Origin of the sequence: Myroides fluvii (assembly GCF_009792295.1) — a bacterium.
In the GTDB taxonomy this organism is placed as follows: Bacteria; Bacteroidota; Bacteroidia; order Flavobacteriales; family Flavobacteriaceae; genus Flavobacterium; species Flavobacterium fluvii_A.
On record NZ_CP039934.1, the window covers coordinates 81,486 to 103,095 of the forward strand.

A 21,610-nucleotide genomic window follows, 5' to 3' on the forward strand; every position below is an offset into this window, starting at 1 on the left:
TATCGTCCTTCGAACCATCAATCAAGACAACCAATCCGGACAAATAAAACCAAATAATAGGCTTTATTTTTTATCTTGTTTACCTTTGATTAAAATAAATTGTTTCAACAATACACCTGTGTATGAGAGTAGGTTTTTTTCAATATGCCGTTATTTGGCGAGATATTCAAGCGAATTTAGATTATATCGCGACTAAAGTTAAAAATGAAACCTTTGATTTACTGGTTTTACCTGAATTTTTTACCACAGGTTATGCCATGGATACCAAAGAGGAAATTTTGCCTTTTGTTGAAGATTTGAACAACAGCACAACGGTTCAATTTCTCGCGCGTCTATTGGCAGAAACGGGCAATGGCATGATATCAGGCACGATACCGGAAATTGAAGGTGGTATTTTATACAACACCTCTATTTTAGTCTGCGCAGAAGGTTTAGTTGCCTCCTATCGAAAAATTCACTTACCCGATTATGAAAAGCGCATTTTTCATCCTGGTGATACTGCTATTGTCTATCAAAGTTCACAAGCGAAAATTGGGCTGACTATTTGCTTTGATTGTTGGTTTGCGCAACACACGGCTATGCTCAAACGACAAGAAGTAGAGGTCATTTGCCACTCTTCTTGTTTTGGTGGTCCAGTTACCCCAACTATCATTCCCATTCGAGCATTGGAAAACCAATGTTTTTACATCAGTTGTAATCGCATTGGCGAAGAATATTTTGAAGGTGAACTAGAATCTTATCGAGGCGAAAGTCAAATTGCAAATCCCGATGGCAAAGTGATTGCTAAAGCTACAAATACAGAAAGCTTAACTTTGATTGACATAGACCTTAATGAGGTAAACCATCCCGATTTTGGCCGTTTAATTACAAAAGACTTTCAATCGGAACACAACAAATACACCATTAATCTATAGAAAGAGGGTGTCCCAAAAAATCACCTTCTTACTTTTTACATACAATCCGCTTTTCTTATTTCATTTAAGATTTGGCGCATTGTAAAACGCTTTTTAACCTTAGGCTGTTTTATTTTTTGTTTATGAAGTGCTTTTTGATGCGTATGATTGTCATTTGAAACAAAATTTCACGTTATTGAGCGAATTGCCATTCCCCCCTACGTTTATCCGAAAAATAAAAGAAAGTTTACAGTTCCCTTTGGGTTTATTCGGTGTTTGCTTTGGGTTTGCTTGGTTTTAGGGCTTTTTACCGAACAAACACAAAACCAAGATAAAACAAAAACATAATGAAGATGTAATGACTCATAAGACGAATCTCAATAACCACAAGGGGTTACCTAGGTTTAGTAAAAATATTTTCCGGAAATAGACTTTCGATTTTAAACTTTCAGATTGGCCTTTGTATTGTTTAATTGACCTTGAAGATAATTATTTTGGAGGACAAACAAAAATCTTGAGATTCAAAACCAGCAAGCTTGTTCCTTCGTTGACTCAACCAATAATCTTCTACTCTAGCAGAAAAAGTAGCTCCTGTGTGCCTCTTCCTTTTTATTTCTTACTTTTACTTTTTTAAATTTAATTCCATTCATTTCATGTTTTTCAAAGAATTCCCAACCTTACAAACGGATCGATTAATATTGAGAGCCCTTCATTTTACAGATGCTCCTGCTTTATTTGATTATTTTTCTAGAGACGAGGTTACGGAATTTTACGATTTACCGACCTTTGAATCCATTCAAGAGGCACATGAATTACTCTTGGCTTGGCAAGAGCGCTATCAGGAAGACAACGCAATTCGTTGGGCCATTACCCTACAAGAAAGACCTGATCGATTGATTGGCACTTGTGGGTTTCACAACTTCTCAAACGAAAATGCACGCGCAGAAATTGGTTATGAACTACACCCCGATTTTTGGCAAAAAGGCATAATGACGGAAGCGATACAAGCAATTATTCCCTTTGGTTTTGAGGCCTTTGAATTACATCGCATTGAAGCATTCATCCATCCAACTAATCGTTCCTCTCGCAAATTACTCGAAAAAGTAGGATTGCAATCCGAGGGTGTTTTACGCGATTACTTTTATGAAAAAGAAGAATTTGTAGATGCTGAAATTTTTTCTCTTTTACAAAGAGAGTATCAACCCAACTAACCCCTACAAATTCACCTCGCTATATATTACCTAGTTCTTTTCATTTCGAATTGAGCTAAATCGCTTGTTAATTTCAATTGACTAAAAAAGGCAGCTAATTCTACTGACGCATCATCAATATTGTACACATACAAGGCCTTGGAGGCCGTTATTTGTTGCATAGCTTGAATGAGTTGGGTTGCGATTCCTTGTCTTCTCTGATTTGCATCTACAGCTAATTGCAACACGCGTTTTGACGTTGGATTAAAAATGAGATAACCAACTAGTTGCTCTGCTTTATAGGCACCCAAAATACGACAGCGACTCTTGCTATTCTCTAAAGCTGCAATCGCATTTTGCCAAGCGGGTTGTATAGCCCAAAACTGCGTAAATACTGGCCAATTATAGTCCGCTAATTCTTTGATGTCAACGGTATCTTGTTGGTTTGTTACTACTGTTTCTCCTTCAAAGCAAATTAATTTTCTCGCTTTGTGGTATCCCATCTTTTCGTAAGCGCGAATAGCGGAATTATTTCCTTCGATTACTTCCAATACCAATTGTTCTACTTGTAAAGGCGCTAGTTGTTCCAATAACCAATCATACATCTTAGCCACTAATCCTTGTCCACGATGCGAGGGAATCACACCAGTAGCTGCGTTGTAAGCCGTTAATTTGCCATCAACTGGATTTAGTGCATGGAGCATAAATCCAACTAATTTACCTTGATCTAAAACACCTACAGAAAGATTGAGTTGAATATTTTCTGCTGTAATTTTCATTTCCAACTGCTCTACATTCAACTGTAAAGGAATAATATAGTCCGCAAAGGATGCATTTAACACTTGGACAATTTCCTTTTTATCTACTTGACTTAATTCTATTATTCTCATAACGACATTTTTCTTTATTTTCTTTATACCAACACAAAGCATTTTGCTCCTCTCTTTTGACCAATTGACCCTTTCCCTCATTATAGTCATTCTCCGATTTCCCCTGTTACAGTAGCAGCTGTTCTTTTAGTGCTTGCCCTCATTCACCTTCGTTGTGGATCCCTACCTTGATATTGAGATTCAGTTTTGCTGCCCAACCTTTCACAGCAGTACTGCCCATATGCCCAATCAAAGGATTGAACTCTTGCAAACAAAGGGCTAATCCACTTTTTATGGTTTCAAATTGTTCTTTTCCTTGAGGATATTCATTTTCAAAAGGCCCTATCGTAGATCTACTATTTAGATCATTCCTTTCATCTAGTTGTGTTCCTAGCAAAAATAGATAAAACATCAAAAAAAGTGGATACAATTTGTTTCCATTTGTGTTTAATCTATAAGCGGGGTAAATACACAAAATGACAAACGCAGTTCTTATCACCTTTTTTACATTGCTTTTCTTCATTTTCAAACTCGAATCTATTCCTGCTTCACTCTGTTGAAAAAGGTCTTAAAAGACTCGTTTTTAACGTGATTTCTTTTTTTATAAAAAAAGATTACAAAAAAAAATAAAGGCTTAGTTTTTTATAACCAAATAGTTAATGCTTATAGAAGCAAGTGCTCGTAAAAAAAAGAGTCAATTCACTTGCAGATTAATAAAACAGCGCTATCTTTGCACCGTTCTACTACAGAACTGAGGCATACGCTGAAGGGGAGATACTCAAGCGGCCAACGAGGACGGACTGTAAATCCGTTGGGTAACCTTCGCAGGTTCGAATCCTGCTCTCCCCACATAAACGATCTTATACATTATTGTTATACTAAAATAAAAAATACCGGAAGGGGAGATACTCAAGCGGCCAACGAGGACGGACTGTAAATCCGTTGGGTAACCTTCGCAGGTTCGAATCCTGCTCTCCCCACAAAACATACATATGCTATTTTAGTTATAACAATATAAGGAGGGGGAGATACTCAAGCGGCCAACGAGGACGGACTGTAAATCCGTTGGGTAACCTTCGCAGGTTCGAATCCTGCTCTCCCCACACCGAAAAAAAAGCCTTTCAATTTTCATTGAAAGGCTTTTTTTGTTTACAGTTAACCATCTTGAGGTTCCGACTGGATTCGAACCAATCTACTGATTATTGCGTAATCAGGCCTCCCAATCGGCCACGGAACCTGGTTTCGTTTACAGTTTACAGTGTACAGTTTACAGTTTACAGTGTACAGTTTACAGTGTACAGTGTACAGTTTACAGTGTACAGTTTACAGTGTACAGTTTACAGTTTACTGTTAACCGTGAACTGTTAACCGTGAACTGTTAACCGTGAACCGTTAACCGTTAACCGTTCACCATTCAATATACAAAATATTTTATTGATTTCCAAAGCTGTACGGGCGAATGGCAATTATCCTCTTGTTTATTTTTATACTATACGGATGCATAGCCCTGCATCGCTACATTTCTGACTGCACGGCCAATATATCACTTAAATCAAATTCACTTCTTCCTTCTTTTAGGATACGACGCAATACACGTTGAATTAACTGACTTGCTTGCTTCGCACAGTCTTTATAGTCCTCGTATTTTCCATACTTTAAAACCAATACCAAAGCAGCAAACAGCTCACCTGTACCTGGTGGATCAACAGGTACATAATCAATAGCAATTAACTCATATTGCGCTTGTTGTTTTACGATAATATGCAAAGATTGGTCGTTTACTGTTGTAAATCGACAACCTGTGACCAAAATATCTTTTGAATGCAACACAGGATGTTGTTGTATGCTTGTTTTTAGTTCCTCATAGGTTGTAATCTTCTGCTTTAAAATGGTTTCCATCTCAAATTGATTAGGCGTCAATACATCTGCGAGCGGAATTAAATGTGTAAGTAACGCCTGCGGTACTTCCTCTTTTACATAGAGTCCCTGAGGTTGATCTCCCATCACGGGATCACATACATAGACAATGTCAGGATGATGCGCTTTTATTGTTGAAATGAATTGAGCTGTTATTTCCACCAATTCTGCCGAGCCAATATATCCTGTTACAATGGTGGAAACCTCATCTAATATTTCTAAGGCCAAAATACCATCCAATACGGCTTGAAACAAATCACGAGGCAGGAGTCCCCCTCCTACTGTCGGCAGACCATATCGATTAGACAACACTACCGTAGGAACTGAAATCACATCATGTCCTGCTAATTGCAACACCAACGAAGTGGTATTACTCCCTACATAGCCATAGGCAACTTTACTGTGGATAACGATCGTCTTTTTATTCTTTATTTCCATTTCAATAGGATGATTTAAATAGCCCATACGGCTAATTTTGAACCAATTAAATGTACGATTTTTGTTTTACTTCCTCTATAACCTCTAACAGTTGAATCGCAATAAACGCCATTTCTTCCTCGGTTAATTCAGTGTGAATGGGCAACGAAAGTACCCTTGAAACCAAATATTCTGTATGCGGTAGATGATACGTTCGATCTTGTAAATTTTGAAACATTTCTTGTTGGTGACAAGGAACGGGATAATAGATCATACTCGGCACTCCTCTTTGAGCCAAACCTTGATGCACTAAGTCTCGATCTACTCCCTCAAGGATCAACGTATATTGGTGATATACATGATGACTATACGGTGGCTCAAACGGGGTGATTATATTGACATGATTGGCCAAGATACGGTTATAATACGCTGCTACTGCTCTTCTTTTATCACAATATTGATCCAAATACTTCAATTTTACATTCAAAATTGCTGCTTGCATACTATCTAAACGACTATTTACGCCTACTATTTCGTGATAGTAACGCTTCTCGGAACCGTGATTGCAAATTTTTATCATTTTTGCTGCTAGTTCATCCGAATTTGTCATAATTACTCCCCCATCACCATAAGCACCTAGATTTTTAGAAGGAAAGAAAGAGATACTACTTATCGTTCCCATGGTTCCTGTTTTATGAATGCCATGCTGCCCTACATAATGCCCCCCTATACTTTGCGCATTATCTTCAATCACTGCAATATTATTTGCTTGAGCTAACTCCATAATTGGCTCCATATTGGAACACTGCCCATACAAATGCACGGGAATAATCACTTTTGTTTTTGGCGTAATAGCTTGTTGTAAACTTTCAAGATTCACAGTAAATGTATCCGGGTCAACATCAACAAATACGGGAGTTAATCCCAGCAAGGCAACGACCTCCACGGTAGCGATAAACGTAAATGAAGGCGTGATCACCTCATCTCCTGGTTGTAAATCCAAAGCCATTAAAGCAATTTGCAAGGCATCTGTACCATTACCACAGGGAATGACGTGTTTTGCTTTGGTATAAGACGCTAATTTATCTGTAAACTCCTTAACAACAGGACCATTGATAAATGCGGCACGCTCTATTACATCTTTGATAGCTGCATCGATCTCCGTTTGAATGTTTTGGTACTGCCTTTTAAGGTCAACCATTTGTATTGTATTCATATTGAAGGTTGTATATACGTTTGTATTAATTGTCCAGGATTGTCAGCCTTATAACTGAACTATCTTTTGGTTTTGTTTCGTTTATACGCACAAAAATAAGAGCTATTTGGATCAGTATTCTACGCCAGTTTTAAACTTTCTTATAGTCCAGATGATCTAATTATCCCTTTCAAACCTGCGTATTCTTTTTTCATAAAAAAACCTCGCAACACTTGTCGCGAGGCACATTACATACCAAATCAGATTAATTTCGCTTTTAAAAAGAAGGAGTCTATTGTGCAAACATGGGGTACTCTTGCATCATGCGACGAACCTCCTCTTTTATTTGACGGTGTTTTAACGCGTTATCTTTATTTTTTAATACTTCGTGAATGAATTCAACAATGGTGTACATGTCTTTTTGCACCAAGCCTCGAGTTGTAATGGCAGGTGTACCTACTCGAATTCCAGAAGTGACAGCGGATGATGCTTGATCGTAGGGAATCATGTTCTTATTCAGGGTAATTCCCGCCTGTTCTAATACAAGTTCAGCTTCTTTACCTGTAATGCCTTTGCTGCTCAAGTCAACCAGCATCAAATGATTATCTGTTCCACCCGATGCCAGCGCATACCCTTTTTCTAAAAATGCATCCGCCATTGCACGGCTATTCTTTTGAATTTGCTGTGCATAGGTGGTGAAATTATCCGTTAAAATCTCATTAAAAGCAACTGCTTTCGCTGCAATGGTATGCATCAAAGGGCCTCCTTGATTACCAGGAAATACAGAAGAATCTAGAAGGGATGACATCCTTCTAATTTCACCTTTTGCATTCTTAACTTGCAATGGATTTTCAAAATCTTTTCCCATCAAAATAATGCCACCACGAGGTCCTCGAAGCGTTTTATGCGTCGTTGTCGTAACGATATGACAATGAGCCACAGGGTCACTCAACAACCCTTTGGCAATTAATCCTGCTGGATGTGCCATATCCGCTAATAGAATTGCTTGCACGCTATCGGCAATAGCTCTAAATCGCTTGTAGTCAATCTCTCTTGAATACGCACTGGCACCCGCAATAATCATTTTGGGTTTTTCTTGCAGGGCAATCGCCTGGATAGCATCGTAATTTAAATATCCCGTTTCTCGCTCAACGCCATAAAAAACAGGTTGATACAATTTTCCTGAAAAATTAACTGCTGATCCATGGGTTAAATGTCCCCCATGCGTCAAATCAAACCCCAAAATCTTATCCCCTGGATTTAAACAAGCGGCTAAAACAGCAAAATTGGCTTGAGATCCCGAATGGGGTTGGACGTTGGCATAGGTAGCGCCAAAAATAGCTTTGATACTTTCAATAGCCATATTCTCCACTAAATCTACATATTCGCAACCGCCATAATACCTCCTGCTCGGATAGCCTTCTGCATATTTATTCGTTAAAATAGAACCATTAGCCCTTAGTACCTCATTGCTGACAAAATTTTCTGACGCAATTAGCTCTAATGATTCACGTTGTCTTGTTTCTTCTCTTTGAATCAATTCAAATAAAAGTTTGTTGTTGTAGTTGTTCATGCTCGTTGAATTAAATTGTAGTTAAACTATTTGTCAAACCTCAACAAAGGTTTTTACTTTATTCGAGCACAAAAGTAGACCTTAGATGGGGTATTAAGACAACTCAGTTTTAGAATTAATGGTAGTCCAGATAATACACTGAAAATAGCCTTCCTACTTTGTTAAAATTGACTTACATTTGGGCTTATTCCTTCTTTTTAGTCCCTATGAAAATAAAATACAGAAGTAAAATAGCTCTCCTTTTGGCTGTATGCCTTGGTGCGACAGGAATAGGATGCCTTGTAGCGGCTTTTTTCTCACCCGAATGGATTATTAGCCTTGTGCTTCTTTTGACCGCTTTTTTTATAGGCGATTTGTATATACGCACCTATTATGAAATTGACACTGTAGCGCAAACACTGCGTATTAGAAGTAGTTTTATAGTAAATCAAACCCTAGCCATCAGTAGCATTCGAAAAATAGAAGAATCAAACAGTCTGCTAAGTGCACCTGCTTTATCAATGGACCGATTGGAAGTTCACTTTAATACTTATGATAGTATTTTACTTTCACCTAAAGACAAAAAAGACTTTATAACTACCTTACAAAAGATACATCCTGATTTGATTTATATTGAGAGAAAAAAATAAAAAATCCCTTTAACCTATAAAGTCAAAGGGATTCTTGTGTTTATTCGCTTTACAACTGCAAGGAAGCAGGTCCAAATTCTTCAAAGAAAATAGATCCTTTATCAATCTGTCGATCTACTAAATACTGATAGTGCTTCGCTATGAACCCACGAGGGCCACAGATATAGTATTCCGCTTCGTGCGATACAATATCCGCTTCAATCTGGGCCAATTCAACCCATCCTGCATACGTATTTGTTGCTGGAACCTCTACAGTATCATAAAAAATGTGTTGAGTCAGATTCCTTGTTTTCTCTTCTACTGCTGACAGCTGTTGCTTAAAGGCGTGGACGTCTAAATTTCTACACCCGTGCACCCATTTAATAGTAGGTGTTTCCTCCTGTTGCACCAGTGATTCTAACATCGACAATAGCGGTGTTTGTCCAATTCCCCCGCTGATAAACACTTTTGTTTTCTTCGGGCTATCTTGCAAAACAAACACGCCCGATGGAGAGGAAAGGTCGACAAGATCTCCTACTTGTACGACTTGATGGAGGCGATTGCTAATCAAACCGTCTGGGTGTTGACTTCCACTTTCTCTCTTTACAGAAATGCGATAGTACTCCCCATTAGGTGCACATGAAATACTATATTGTCTAGGCTGTAAGAGATTCAACTCAGGTAAAAACATACGCAAACTCAGGTATTGCCCTGGTGTGAAATCAGCAATAGGCCCCTGATCCGCTGGATAAAGATAAAAAGAAGTGATTTCACTCGATTCTACTACTTTCTCCTTTACTATAAAAGGTCTCCAACCCGTCCATCCTCCTTTTTCACTTACTTTTTGATTGTAGATATTTTGCTCGTGACCGCTCATTAAATCTGCTAATTCTTGATAAGCGATTGCCCAAGCTTCTAGTAAATCTGTGGTAGCCAACTCGCCCAATACCTCTTGAATTGAAGCAATAAGATGCTTTCCTACAATGGTGTAATGTTCCGCTCGTATATCCAAACTCGTATGTTTATGCCCGATGGAGTCAACGACTGGAAATAAAACACTCGGATCTTCAATGTGTTCTGCATAGGCCAACACAGCCATCGCTAGTGCCGTTTGTTGTTTGTCATTTTGTTGATTTCCTCGATTAAAAACATGTTGTAACTCCGGATTGTGTTGAAACATGCGTTGGTAAAAATGTTTGGTTAGTACCAGGCCGTGTTCGCGTAAAATAGGAACTGTAGCTTGTACTAGTTCTTTTTGTTTTGATGTCATGGTTTATTTCTTTAATTATTCAGATAAAAAGAGCTTTTTATCTTTTATTTACTCATACGACAAGCAGAAATCATCCGCTTGCTTGCAAATAAAAGACTTTTATATCTTTTATTCAAATAAAACCTTGACTTATTTTATGTTTATTTTGTTTTATTTATTTAGGGTGAATTGTCCTTCGATCAAACCTAGGTTGAATTGACCAATGGTCGTAGTTTTCAGCACCTGGGCCAAATTATCTCTAATTTGCTTAAAATCGTGATGCAACGGACATGGATTTGTTTCTGAGCAATAGCTCAAGCCCATGGCACAGCCCACAAAAAGTTCTTTTCCTTCAATTGCCTCCACTATTTCAGCTAACGGTCGATGAAAGTCTTCCACCTCAAGATAAAAACCGCCATTGGGTCCTTTAGCGGATTGAATAAGGCCTTCTCGACTTAGTTTTTGGAGAATTTTTGCTAAAAAGTGTTCGGGAGAATTAATTTCTTGTGCAATCTCTTTTATTCCTGATTTATAGCCTTGCTCACTTCGCTTGGCTATGTACAAAACAGCTCTTAACGCGTATTCACAAGTTTTTGAAAAAATACCCATAGCTTCTTTTCTAGTCTATTTATAATTACACAAAGGTATGACAATTCCTTCGCATTCTATTTATTGTAGCATCAATTGGATATAACAGGTATCCGCTCCTCTCTTTATAAGCTCAGAGCGGAAGTTTTCGATTAAAAGAAGGCACTTCTATTCATCGAAAATCCACTCTTTTCTTCTTTATCTCACCTATTTTATATTTGTTTTAGTGTTCGATGAATCTTCACTACGTTACGATTTTCACTACGTTACGATTTCTCTTCTCTCTTCTCTCTCCTTTCTTCTCTCTCCTTTCTTCTCTCTCCTTTCTTCTCTCTTCTCTCTATACCAGCTCAGAGCGAAAGTTTTTCAAAAGAAGGCACTTCTCTTCATCGAAAATTCACTCTTTTCTTCTTTATCTCACCTATTTTATATTTGTTTTAGTGTTCGATGAATCTTCACTACGTTACGATTTTCACTACGTTACGATTTCTTCTTTCTTCTCTCTTCTTTCTTCTTTCTATACCAGCTCAGAGCGGAAGTTTTTCAAAAGAAGGCACTTCTCTTCATCGAAAATTCACTCTTTTCCTCTCTCTTCTCTCTTCTCTCCAAAAAAGCTATTCCACCTCAAACACCGCCTGAATAGAAACACTAGATCCCAAAGGCAAAGAGCTAGCTCCCCCAGTATTTCGGGTGTGTTTTCCCTTCTCACCCAATACTTCCACCACTAAATCGGAAGCGGGATTCATCAAAACTGCGTGTTGTGTATACGTATCAGTAGTATTAAAAGCTCCGATTAATTGTACACAGCGTTTCACTTTGTTTAAATCTCCTCCTACTGCGTCTTGTAAAATAGCCAATACATTGAGCATCGTTGCTTTAGTAGCTTCTTTGACCTGTTCTTCGTTGACATCAACGCCTAATTTACCTGGATTAAATATCTTCCCGTCTTTTAAGGCTACTTGATTAATGAATACCAAATTCCCTGTTTGCACGTATAATTCGTAATTTCCAACGGGTTTTGGCAAACTAGGTAGCACTATGTTTTTATCCTTTAAGCGTTGATTAACATCTACCTCTACGTGATTATCAACCGTCTTAACTGCGGGTTTTGCTTTTTTATTGCCTCGCAAAGCAGTCGCTACGCGAGCTAATTTCTCCCCTTGATTCTGAGCTAACTTTCGTTCATCTGCAGTAGGACGATCTCCTTTATTAATAGACATGGGACTTGTAACTCCCAATACAGAATTTCCTGTGGTTTTAGTTTTATCAATCGCATCGAACCCTTGAATTCCATTGGGAACTAATACCATTCCATGAACCGCCAAGGTATTCCAAAAAGACTGTAAGGCCAATTCATTTGCAGCACCACTTCCCCCCGACATAAAAACAGTTGCAGGCATTTCTTCCAAGGCACGTGTTGTCCATAGGTCAATTGTTTGTGCAAAAAAAGCACTCATTCCCGTACTGATATTGCCAAAGTAAACGGGAGAGCCAAAGGCTATTCCATCGTAATTTTGCAACTCCTCTACTTGTACAACAGGAATGGATTGCAAACTTGCGTGATTATTCTCTTTTACTTTTTTGATGGTTGCCTTTGCACCTGGCCAGCGCTCTATGCCTTGAGCCATTTCTTTCGCTAAAGTATACGTTCCGCCTTGATCCGAATCAATCAATACTAAAATGGATGTATTTGTTTCTTGTGCTATATTTTTGGTACTCCCCAACACAAGTAAGACCAAAAATAAACGGGATAATTGTTTCATCTTTATAATTTAAGTTTTGTTGTAGGCAAAAGTACGTTTGCTTTTTTTATTAACTTTGCCAAAAATTAGATGCAAAACGACACACCTAAATGTGGGTTACTTGAAAAAAGCCAAGGGGAATTTTTTGATGATTTGTCTATTGATGCCTATTTCTGGTATGTACAAGACTGGAAACACGACCATTACACCCATTCACATCAGCGTTATCAATTGACCTATGTAGAACAGGGATATCAATACTTTCACTTAAACAACAAAACGTACTTGGTTCCTCAACATCACGTAATTTGGATTCCTTCTCATACCGAACACCGCATTAGTTCGGAATCACAAACAGTTCACTTGCGCGTGGCGCTTTTTAAACAAGTCCCTCAGGATGATTTCTTTCAACAAGTACACGTTTTTCCAGCTCCACCTGTATTAAAAGAAATGCTTTTATATGCAAATAAATGGAATCAAGTAATGGACGAAAAACCAGAACAGGTTCTTTTTATTCAGGCGATTGTGCGAAATTTACCTGAGTTCTGCCTAGAAAATGAAAACTTACACATCCCTGTTCCTTCCAATCCTCGTTTATTAACCGTATGTGATTATATCCATACGCATGTTCACCTCAACTTTAAAACTGATGATTTAGCTGCTATTGCTCAACTATCTACACGAAGTTTGCAGCGCCTTTTTAAGCGCGAAACGGGAATAAACATACAGAAATACACCCAGCTCATTCGCATACTAAAAAGCATCGAACTTCATGACACCCAACGATACACCTTAAGTGAAATTGCACATCTTGTAGGCTATAATAGCCTCACTGCCTTTACATCATCCTATCACAATATTATGAAAAAGAAGATCAAAAAGACGAAGTAATTCCAACTTTCAATGCCTCACTTTTTTTTATGCGCTCTCGACTATTTGCGAATTTTTTTATATTTTTTTTAACTTTATATACGCATACCCATTCTTTTTACTTAATTTAGCCCTTAAATTAAAAAACAGTATATGAAAAAATTAGGCCTACTTTTTAGCATTTTACTAACGTCATTTGCTTTTAATACTTATGCTCAATCACCTATTAATGTAGGGATTAAAGCAGGCGCTAACTTCACAAACTTTTCGAGTAATCCAAAAGAATTCAGCAGCAAAACGGCTTCTGGTTTTGGTGTAGGTGCAATGGCGCGTATCAACTTAAATCGTTCGTATATTCAGGCAGATTTAATGTATTCTGAAAAGAACATTAAGTTTGAATCTGAGCTTAGCAGTGATAAGACAAAAATGAAAAACATCGAAGTTCCCGTAGTATATGGATACAAATTACTTAAAAGCCCGTTGTACAACGTAAGAGTTTTTGGTGGTGGTGTATACACGGTTGTTTTAAACGACTTATCAAAAGGTTCGGTTGACAATGCTTTTAATGAATTTGACAAATCAAACATTGGATACCGCGTAGGTGCTGGTGTAGATGTTTTAAAATTCACGTTTGATGTTTCTTATGATGGAGGATTAAATAACGTAAGTAAAAACTTCTCTTCAAAACCGAATACGTGGTTCATTGCAGTTGGATATAAATTTCTATAATCCCACTTCCCTTATATACATTGAGGCTATTACTTTTTGTAATAGCCTTTTTTGTTGTCTTATTTATTTCAGAACAGCTTGTAAACAGTTTAAAAGTTCAAAGCTAGTTTTCCTTTAAATTTTTATTATTTTTGTGCTATGCAAAAGAACATCAACATTCTAAATAAAAGAGCTAAGTTCGAATTCGAAATCTTAGATAAATATACCGCTGGAATTGTACTTACGGGTACAGAAATTAAATCGTTGCGATTAGGTAAAGCTAGTATCGCAGAGAGTTTCTGTGAATTTCAGAATCTAGAGCTTTTTGTGATTAACTCACACATTGAAGAATATGCTAATAGTAGTCACTTCAACCATAAAGCCAAAACAGAACGCAAATTGTTGTTGAATAAAAAAGAATTGAAGAGCTTACACAAAAGTGTTCAGAACAAAGGGTTAACTATTATCCCTCTGCGTTTATTCATCAATGAAAAAGGATTGGCTAAAATAGATATCGCCTTGTGTAAAGGAAAGAAAAACTACGACAAACGAGAAACAATAAAAGATCGAGACAATAAAATAGCCTTAGATCGCTTAAAGAAAGCGCACTAAGGCTGTAATTTACTCCTAGAAGCATCCTCCTTGGATGCTTTTTTTATAACTACAACCGAAAATTACAACTTAAAAAATGAAAAAGAATCTACTATGCGCTCTAGCTGTTTTGCTAACTGCTGTGGCGATGGGACAAAACAGAGAATCAGACAACTACCCTAAAACTGGAGATGGAGAGCCTGTTGCACCGATGATGGCTCCTCATAGTCAAACCAATCAGTACTCCAACAATCAGATTGGCACGGAATATGACTTCGTGCTCAACGATCACTATCGCGAATATGAAAAAGTACCCTTGGATAAAAAGGCTATTATCCTTTATGATTATGACGGAACGTTAAAATCTTTCAACCTGGAAACAAAACAGGTCAATTGGACCTTTGCAGCGAGCGATTCTACTGTAACCTACGCGCGAAACAAAATGACGTTGGAAGAGGGTGTGTTATACGTTCCTTTTCACAATGGCGAATTATACGCTTTAAATCACAAAACAGGCGAGAAATTTTGGGAGGTAAAAATTGGTTTGAAAAATGGTGCACTTAACAAAATGTTCATCAATCAAATTCCTGTAATTCACGACGATAAACTATACTTGGTTACCCAACACGAAAACAAAAATATCTATGCCTTAAATAAGAAAACAGGACGCCACATTTGGAACTATCAATTGGAATATCCCTACAACCACATGCCTGTTTTGTATAGCAGTGGTAAACTATTTGTTCCGAATGCGCCTTATGTCTACAGTTTTGATGCAGAAACAGGACAGGCTTTATACATCCGCGGGTTTAAAACGGGCATGTATTCTAGAGCAGTAACGGATGGAAAGCGTGTTTTTATCGCTGATTTATCTAGAGATCTCTTTGCCTTAGACCCTGAAAAACTAGATATCCTATGGGAAAAAGAACTATCCGAAGGATCCGTTGGACATAAGATGATTTATACAAACAAGCAATTATATATCGCTACTTCGCATAATTTCTATGCATTGAACCCCGAAACGGGAGAAACAATCTGGCAAACGGAAGTGCCACGAAAAGAACACAGTGAATCTCGCTTTGAACTTAAACAATTGGAAGAGTTCAACAACAAGCTATATGCCTACAACAATAAGAGCACCTTCTTTGTTGTCAATCCCAAAAATGGAAAAATAGAAAAGGAAATCGACTTGCAGCATGATCCGATTTCCAATATTCAAATACAAGATGAAAACACCGCTTTCTTCTATTGTGAAGTGGGGTTAATTAAACTCAACCTCAAAACGAGTAAAGAAGAATTAGTGTATATCCGAGGATCTATCCAATCCGATCCGAGTGAAAATTATATTCTGTTGGTACGATAGTTTGTTGATGGTTGATGGTTGATGGTTGTTTGTTGCAGAAAACACTCATGATAAGCAAAACCAATCCTTTGTAGGGGTTGGTTTTTTTGTGAGGTTTATCTCATTAGGTTAATATTTTATATTGGTATTCGATGAATCTACGCTTCGATTTTATTTTCGTATTCGATGAATATATCTCACCTATTTTATATTTGTTTTAGTGTTCGATGAATCTTCACTACGTTACGATTTTCACTACGTTACGATTTTCACTACGTTACGATTTGTACGTTGTAGAGCATTTACAACTTCACAAAGAGCAAACCTCACAACTTCACCTAACAAACAGCCTCACCTAACACAAGAATCATTCTTACACCCAAAATTAAAAACGGCTTGAATCAACAGATAGGCTGCGGGGATTCCCAATACCCAAACGCGTGAATCGATTGTTTGAAAAAGCAACAAAAGAGCGAGTCCCAATCGAATATAGCGCATCGGTGTCCAGGGTTTAAAATACGTCGTGATTTTTTTCAGGTTCATGTTCATTTACTTTAGATTACCCTCAAAAATAGGGTTAATTATTTTTGTACTCGGTAACAATTGTTACTGTAGGTTTAACTTACAACACCTAGTTTTGCTTTACATTAATACTTAAATCGATCATTATGAAAAAAATGCTATGGGCATTTGCCGTGCTAGTAGGAACCACAACCTTGGTCAATGCGACAAACCTTACGCATGCTGTAAACGAATCTGTTTTACAAACAACAACGGGAGATAAATATGCCATTTTAGTTCAATCAACTAAGAATTTACGCGCTTCTATTATGACGGCTTCAGAAATGAAGAAAGACAATCCAGCGGTTGCTTTTGAAATTGTCATCATGGGACAAATGGTACAAGAATTGAATGACAAAGAATTGCGCTCAACCTTAGACGCAGCAAACAAAGTTGGGATAAAATTAGTCGTATGTGAATTTGCTCTTCAGGTTTACGGTGTACAACTAAAAGATTTACCGCGCTATTTCATTGGTACGCCAAATGCACACAAGTATATGTTTCAATTAAAGGAAAAGAATTATAATACGCTTTCAATTTAAATAAACAACAACTAAACAAGTCCCTTTTTTCCAAACAAAAAGCATCCCTCGGGATGCTTTTTTACTGGTTTATATTTTAATTTTTATTTTCTAACATCGGTACAAATCGAAAATCGCCGTGTTCGTGTTTTTCGAATTGAGTTTCATTTAAGCGAATAAGCTCTATCATGGTTTGTTGTTCTTCTCCAACGGGAATAATCAGCCGTCCTCCTATCTTTAGTTGTCCCATCAATGCCTGGGGAATAAAAGGCGCACCTGCAGTTACAATAATCGAATCAAATGGGGCGTAATTAGGCAACCCTTTATAGCCATCTCCAAAGGTCAAGAGCTTGGCTCGAATACCTAATTTCGGCAATAGTAAAGACGTTTTCTTATACAATTCCAACTGGCGTTCAATGCTGTAAACACGCGCTCCCATGGCAACCAAAACAGCCGTTTGGTATCCACTACCCGTTCCAATTTCCAATATTTTGTCTTCCGGTTTTACTTGCAGTAATTGCGATTGAAAAGCAACCGTATACGGATGTGATATCGTTTGTCCCGCTCCAATGGGGAAAGCCGTATTTTGATAGGCAAAATTTTCGAAACTCGAATCTATAAATAAATGTCTAGGAATACGTCTAATTGCTTGAAGTACGGCCTGATTTTCAATGCCTTTTTCCTTCAATGCTTCAACCAACTGATTGCGCAATCCCTGATGCTTCGTAGAATCCTTCACTATAATTAATAATTTAGACAAAAGTAACCAATATTTTCATAAAAAACACCTTTTAACCTGGAGACAAAGAAGTAATGTAAAAGATTTAAAGCCGAAATTTTACCCATTCCATAAATAAGTTTTATTTTTGTTCAAAATAATTTTTTATGCTTAAAATTGGCGTATTGGGAGCTGGGCATTTAGGAAAAATTCACTTGCGTTTGCTGAACCAATCAGAAAAATACGAATTAGTAGGTTTTTATGACCCTTTTGCAGAAAATGCAAACAAAGTAGCACAAGAGTTTGGTTACACCAAATTTGATAGCATTGACGAATTGATTCAAGCAGTTGATGTCATCGATATTGTGACTCCTACACTCTCCCATTTTGACTGTGCAAAAAAAGCCATTGAAGCGGGAAAACACGTTTTTTTAGAAAAACCCATTACTACTACCGTTGAAGAAGCAGAAGCGATTATCGACTTAGCTAAGCAATACAACGTATTGGGGCAAGTGGGACATGTGGAGCGTTTTAATCCAGCCTTCGTTGCGGTTCGTTCAAAAATTGAAAACCCGATGTTTATTGAAACCCATCGTTTGGCGGAATTCAATCCTAGAGGTACCGATGTTCCTGTTGTTTTGGATTTAATGATTCACGATTTAGACGCCATCCTAAGTGTGGTACATTCCCCTGTGAAGCACGTTAGTGCTAGTGGGGTATCTGTCTTAAGCGAATCACCAGACATCGCCAACGCGCGTATTGAATTTGAAAACGGATGTGTTGCCAACGTTACAGCAAGTAGAATCTCGATGAAAAACATGCGCAAATCACGCTTTTTCCAACGCGATGCCTATATCTCTGTGGACTATTTAGAAAAAACTTGTGAGGTGGTAAAAATGAAAGACGCTCCTGAAACACCTGGAGATTTTGATCTTATTTTACAAAATGCCGAAGGATTGAACAAACAAATTTACTATGACAATCCAACAGTTTTACCAAATAATGCTATCTTAGATGAACTGGAAACGTTTCACGATGCCATTGTAAACAACACAAGACCAATCGTAACGTTAGAAGATGGTACAAAAGCCTTGCGCTTGGCCTACCAAATCATTGATGCATTTAAAAACTAAAACAAACATTAACTCGTTAATATAAACTATCTTATGAAAAATATTGCTGTAATTGGCGCAGGAACAATGGGGAATGGAATTGCTCATACTTTCGCTCAAAAAGGCTTTAAAGTACTTTTAATCGATATCTCTGAACAAGCGATTGAAAGAGGGATGAATACGATTAGCAAAAATTTAGACCGAATGGTTGCGAAAGGTTCTATTACAGAAGCGGACAAAAAAGCAACCATCGAAAATATTATTACGTATACCGAAATTAAGGACGGTGTTGTAAACGCTGACTTAGTTATCGAAGCAGCTACTGAAAATGTAAATTTAAAATTAAACATCTTCAGAGAATTAAGTGCTGTTTGTAGCGAGGACGTTATTTTAGCCTCAAACACATCTTCAATTTCTATTACGCAAATTGCTTCCGTAGTAAAAAATCCAGAACGCGTAATTGGCATGCACTTTATGAACCCAGTGCCCATCATGAAATTAGTGGAAATCATCAGAGGATACAATACAACAGATGAAGTAACGAAAGCCATCATGGAATTGTCATTAAAATTGGATAAAGTTCCTACAGAAGTAAACGATTATCCTGGTTTCGTAGCAAACCGCATCTTAATGCCCATGATTAATGAAGCAATTGAAACGCTATACAATGGTGTTGCTGGTGTTGAAGAAATTGACACGGTAATGAAATTGGGAATGGCTCATCCAATGGGTCCTTTACAATTGGCTGACTTCATCGGTTTAGATGTTTGTTTGTCTATCTTAAACGTGATGTATGACGGTTTCAAAAATCCTAAATATGCCCCATGTCCCTTATTGGTAAATATGGTAATGGCTGGTAAATTAGGCGTAAAATCAGGCGAAGGATTTTACGATTATTCAGCAAGCAAAAAAGCAGAGAAAGTAGCAAAAATGTTTGCTTAATTCAAAGAAAAACAAAACAAACAATCATACCAAGACAATCGATATCCATTGTCGATTGTCTTATTTTTGATACCCTATAGCAAAGAATGGCAAAAATAATTCCTTTTCAGGGCATACGCCCTACACGAGATAAAGCTAATCTGGTCACTTGTCGATCTTTCGAAGATTACAATGCCGTGGAATTAGCCTATCTTTTAGATTACAATCCCTTTTCATTTCTACACGTTTTAAACCCCGCTTATGTCAACCCTCAAAAGGTTACCAGTGACAAGCGCTTTAAAATGGTAGCTGCTAAATTTAACGATTTTAAAAGGGAAGGAATCTTAACAAAGGAAGATAAACCCGTTTTGTACCTCTATCAAATAGAAACTAAAAGCTGGAAATTTACAGGTATTGTTGCAGGAACTTGTATCGAAGACTATGAAAATAACATTATCAAAAGACACGAAGACACGCTAGAATATCGCGTTAATCTCTTCAAAGAATACCTCTATCACAGTCGATTTAATACAGAACCGGTATTGATGATGTACCCCGATAGAGAAAACATTAATACTTGGATTGCCCAATACAAAGAAAATCGACCAATTTACGATTTTACAACAGTGACCAAAGAGCGACATACCATTTGGAAAGTCGATGATCAAGCCTGTATTGATTGGATTTGTCAAGAATTTGACAACATTCCAGAAATGTACATTGCAGACGGACACCATCGCTTTGCGTCAGCCGCTCTACTCAAAAGAGAAAATGGATTTGAACCGCATTCACACAGCAATACGGTTATGACCTTTTTAATTGCAGAGAACAACATTAAAATTTACGAGTTTAATCGCATTATCCACGATTTAAACAACCATACAAAAGAGGAGTTTTTAGCTTTATTAAGTGAGAAATTCAACGTAAAAAACAAGCAACAACAATTGTGGAAACCCTCCAAAAAGATGGAATTTGGCATGTACTTGGATGGGGATTTTTACTCCCTTAAACTCAAGGATAAAATAAAAACAGACGATATTTTAATGCAACTGGATGCACAAATCTTATACGATGCTGTTTTAAACCCTATCTTAGGGTTAGATGATTTGAGAAATGATGCTCGAATTGATTACGTTCCTGGGAATGAATCCATCGTAGCCATTAAAGAATTAGTGGATGATGGAGAATATGAGGTTGGTTTTATGTTATATCCAACCAATGTACAGGAGATTAAATTAGTAGCGGACCATGATTTGATTATGCCGCCAAAGAGCACCTACATAGAACCTAAATTTATGAATGGCCTATTAACCTACGAAATTTAAATACAGAATATGATGTCAAGGATTGCTGAGAATCTAAAACGAATTAAAGCTGATTTACCGGAACAGGTTCAGCTAGTAGCTGTTTCTAAAACCAAGCCCAATACGGCTATTTTAGAAGCATATGAAGCAGGACAAAGAGTTTTCGGTGAGAATAAAATACAAGAAATGACGCACAAATATGACGCGCTACCGAAAGATATAGCCTGGCATATGATTGGACATGTACAACGCAACAAAGTGAAGGATATGGCGCCGTTCGTCGCTCTAATTCACGCGGTTGACAGCTTGCGCTTGTTGACGGAAATTGATAAACAAGCCAAGCGCAATAACCGCGTTATTCCTTGTTTATTACAACTGTTTATTGCCGATGAAGAAACAAAGTTTGGCCTAAGTGAAGAAGAACTATTCGAGCTTTTGGACAGTGCGGAATTCAAAGCCCTAAACAACATTAAGATCCAAGGTTTAATGGGAATGGCTACATTCACAGAAAATCAAGATCAAATTAAACAAGAATTTTCTACCTTACAACTTATTTTTGAAAAGGTACAAACCTATAATCACTTGCCTAATGTAGCTTGTGATACCTTATCCATGGGAATGAGTAATGACTATCAAATTGCCATTGGATGCGGAAGTACAATGATTAGAATAGGAAGTACAATTTTTGGAGAACGCAATTACGAATTAAACAAATAGTATA

At 37.5% G+C, this 21,610-nt stretch carries 22 protein-coding genes and 4 tRNA genes; 15 read left to right on the forward strand and 11 right to left on the reverse strand.

Annotated elements, in window-relative coordinates; translation table 11 throughout:
* Positions 1-122 precede the first annotated feature (122 nt).
* Positions 123-914, forward strand: coding sequence for a carbon-nitrogen hydrolase family protein (locus FBR08_RS00410; protein WP_158960476.1), 792 nt, complete (start codon positions 123-125; stop codon positions 912-914).
* A 632-nt stretch (positions 915-1,546) separates the two neighbouring features.
* On the forward strand, positions 1,547-2,104 hold the full coding sequence (locus FBR08_RS00415; protein WP_158960480.1) for a GNAT family N-acetyltransferase: 558 nt from the start codon (positions 1,547-1,549) through the stop codon (positions 2,102-2,104).
* Between the two features lie 26 nt (positions 2,105-2,130).
* Here FBR08_RS00415 and FBR08_RS00420 read toward each other — a convergent pair whose 3' ends face one another.
* Together FBR08_RS00420 and FBR08_RS16810 are read right to left on the reverse strand one after the other, a co-directional pair.
* Positions 2,131-2,973: a GNAT family N-acetyltransferase gene (locus tag FBR08_RS00420; RefSeq protein WP_158960483.1), complete on the reverse strand. Its 843-nt coding sequence runs from the start codon at positions 2,971-2,973 to the stop codon at positions 2,131-2,133.
* Between the two features lie 139 nt (positions 2,974-3,112).
* Positions 3,113-3,364: a GrpB family protein gene (locus FBR08_RS16810; RefSeq protein WP_233266169.1), complete on the reverse strand. Its 252-nt coding sequence runs from the start codon at positions 3,362-3,364 to the stop codon at positions 3,113-3,115.
* Between the two features lie 356 nt (positions 3,365-3,720).
* Between FBR08_RS16810 and FBR08_RS00430 the strand changes: the two genes are divergently transcribed.
* From FBR08_RS00430 to FBR08_RS00440, 3 genes are all read left to right on the forward strand, one after another.
* Positions 3,721-3,801, forward strand: a tRNA-Tyr gene (locus FBR08_RS00430).
* 50 nt (positions 3,802-3,851) lie between these two features.
* Positions 3,852-3,932, forward strand: a tRNA-Tyr gene (locus FBR08_RS00435).
* A 42-nt stretch (positions 3,933-3,974) separates the two neighbouring features.
* A tRNA-Tyr gene (locus tag FBR08_RS00440) sits at positions 3,975-4,055 on the forward strand.
* A 64-nt stretch (positions 4,056-4,119) separates the two neighbouring features.
* Here FBR08_RS00440 and FBR08_RS00445 read toward each other — a convergent pair.
* The 4 genes from FBR08_RS00445 to FBR08_RS00460 form a co-directional block, all read right to left on the reverse strand.
* Positions 4,120-4,189, reverse strand: a tRNA-OTHER gene (locus FBR08_RS00445).
* 278 nt (positions 4,190-4,467) lie between these two features.
* Complete coding sequence (gene pdxY, locus FBR08_RS00450) at positions 4,468-5,334, reverse strand: pyridoxal kinase (RefSeq protein WP_233266170.1); 867 nt, start codon at positions 5,332-5,334, stop codon at positions 4,468-4,470.
* Between the two features lie 19 nt (positions 5,335-5,353).
* Positions 5,354-6,502 (reverse strand): DegT/DnrJ/EryC1/StrS family aminotransferase, encoded by a 1,149-nt coding sequence (locus FBR08_RS00455; RefSeq protein ID WP_158960486.1) that lies wholly within the window; start codon positions 6,500-6,502, stop codon positions 5,354-5,356.
* A 271-nt stretch (positions 6,503-6,773) separates the two neighbouring features.
* A complete protein-coding gene (locus FBR08_RS00460) occupies positions 6,774-8,054 on the reverse strand; it encodes a serine hydroxymethyltransferase (protein WP_158960489.1) in 1,281 nt (426 codons plus the stop codon).
* Positions 8,055-8,260: 206 nt separating this feature from the next.
* On the opposite strand from FBR08_RS00460, the gene FBR08_RS00465 reads away from it, so the two are divergent.
* A complete protein-coding gene (locus FBR08_RS00465) occupies positions 8,261-8,683 on the forward strand; it encodes a PH domain-containing protein (RefSeq protein WP_158960492.1) in 423 nt (140 codons plus the stop codon).
* Between the two features lie 49 nt (positions 8,684-8,732).
* Here the strand turns inward: FBR08_RS00465 and hmpA are convergent, their stop codons facing one another.
* The 3 genes from hmpA to FBR08_RS00480 all read right to left on the reverse strand — a co-directional run bounded on the left by hmpA (position 8,733) and on the right by FBR08_RS00480 (position 12,262).
* Entirely contained in the window at positions 8,733-9,932 is a 1,200-nt protein-coding gene (gene hmpA / locus FBR08_RS00470; RefSeq protein ID WP_158960495.1) for an NO-inducible flavohemoprotein, read from the reverse strand.
* A gap of 150 nt (positions 9,933-10,082) precedes the next feature.
* Entirely contained in the window at positions 10,083-10,520 is a 438-nt protein-coding gene (locus FBR08_RS00475; RefSeq protein WP_158960498.1) for an RrF2 family transcriptional regulator, read from the reverse strand.
* Positions 10,521-11,113: 593 nt separating this feature from the next.
* Positions 11,114-12,262 carry an Atu1372/SO_1960 family protein gene (locus tag FBR08_RS00480; protein WP_158960501.1) on the reverse strand — a complete coding sequence of 383 codons (1,149 nt, stop codon included), beginning with the start codon at positions 12,260-12,262 and terminating at the stop codon, positions 11,114-11,116.
* 69 nt (positions 12,263-12,331) lie between these two features.
* On the opposite strand from FBR08_RS00480, the gene FBR08_RS00485 reads away from it, so the two are divergent.
* The 4 genes from FBR08_RS00485 (at position 12,332) to FBR08_RS00500 (ending at position 15,773) form a co-directional block, all read left to right on the forward strand.
* Positions 12,332-13,132 (forward strand): AraC family transcriptional regulator, encoded by an 801-nt coding sequence (locus FBR08_RS00485; RefSeq protein ID WP_158960504.1) that lies wholly within the window; start codon positions 12,332-12,334, stop codon positions 13,130-13,132.
* A 132-nt stretch (positions 13,133-13,264) separates the two neighbouring features.
* The gene (locus FBR08_RS00490) at positions 13,265-13,840 is read left to right on the forward strand and encodes a porin family protein (protein WP_158960507.1); all 576 of its coding nucleotides are present in this window, start codon (positions 13,265-13,267) and stop codon (positions 13,838-13,840) included.
* A 138-nt stretch (positions 13,841-13,978) separates the two neighbouring features.
* A complete protein-coding gene (gene smpB, locus FBR08_RS00495) occupies positions 13,979-14,431 on the forward strand; it encodes an SsrA-binding protein SmpB (protein ID WP_158960510.1) in 453 nt (150 codons plus the stop codon).
* 76 nt (positions 14,432-14,507) lie between these two features.
* Positions 14,508-15,773 (forward strand): outer membrane protein assembly factor BamB family protein, encoded by a 1,266-nt coding sequence (locus FBR08_RS00500; RefSeq protein WP_158960513.1) that lies wholly within the window; start codon positions 14,508-14,510, stop codon positions 15,771-15,773.
* A 330-nt stretch (positions 15,774-16,103) separates the two neighbouring features.
* Here the strand turns inward: FBR08_RS00500 and FBR08_RS00505 are convergent, their stop codons facing one another.
* The gene (locus FBR08_RS00505) at positions 16,104-16,295 is read right to left on the reverse strand and encodes a hypothetical protein (RefSeq protein ID WP_199268615.1); all 192 of its coding nucleotides are present in this window, start codon (positions 16,293-16,295) and stop codon (positions 16,104-16,106) included.
* A 125-nt stretch (positions 16,296-16,420) separates the two neighbouring features.
* Between FBR08_RS00505 and FBR08_RS00510 the strand changes: the two genes are divergently transcribed.
* Entirely contained in the window at positions 16,421-16,855 is a 435-nt protein-coding gene (locus tag FBR08_RS00510) for a hypothetical protein (RefSeq protein ID WP_158960516.1), read from the forward strand.
* 76 nt (positions 16,856-16,931) lie between these two features.
* Here FBR08_RS00510 and FBR08_RS00515 read toward each other — a convergent pair whose 3' ends face one another.
* Positions 16,932-17,573: a protein-L-isoaspartate(D-aspartate) O-methyltransferase gene (locus FBR08_RS00515; protein ID WP_158964109.1), complete on the reverse strand. Its 642-nt coding sequence runs from the start codon at positions 17,571-17,573 to the stop codon at positions 16,932-16,934.
* Positions 17,574-17,719: 146 nt separating this feature from the next.
* On the opposite strand from FBR08_RS00515, the gene FBR08_RS00520 reads away from it, so the two are divergent.
* From FBR08_RS00520 to FBR08_RS00535, 4 genes are all read left to right on the forward strand, one after another.
* The gene (locus FBR08_RS00520; protein ID WP_158960519.1) at positions 17,720-18,685 is read left to right on the forward strand and encodes a Gfo/Idh/MocA family protein; all 966 of its coding nucleotides are present in this window, start codon (positions 17,720-17,722) and stop codon (positions 18,683-18,685) included.
* A gap of 33 nt (positions 18,686-18,718) precedes the next feature.
* Positions 18,719-19,606 (forward strand): 3-hydroxyacyl-CoA dehydrogenase family protein, encoded by an 888-nt coding sequence (locus FBR08_RS00525; RefSeq protein WP_158960522.1) that lies wholly within the window; start codon positions 18,719-18,721, stop codon positions 19,604-19,606.
* 86 nt (positions 19,607-19,692) lie between these two features.
* Complete coding sequence (locus FBR08_RS00530; RefSeq protein ID WP_158960525.1) at positions 19,693-20,910, forward strand: DUF1015 domain-containing protein; 1,218 nt, start codon at positions 19,693-19,695, stop codon at positions 20,908-20,910.
* Between the two features lie 12 nt (positions 20,911-20,922).
* On the forward strand, positions 20,923-21,606 hold the full coding sequence (locus FBR08_RS00535; protein ID WP_158964111.1) for a YggS family pyridoxal phosphate-dependent enzyme: 684 nt from the start codon (positions 20,923-20,925) through the stop codon (positions 21,604-21,606).
* The last annotated feature ends 4 nt before the right edge of the window (positions 21,607-21,610 follow it).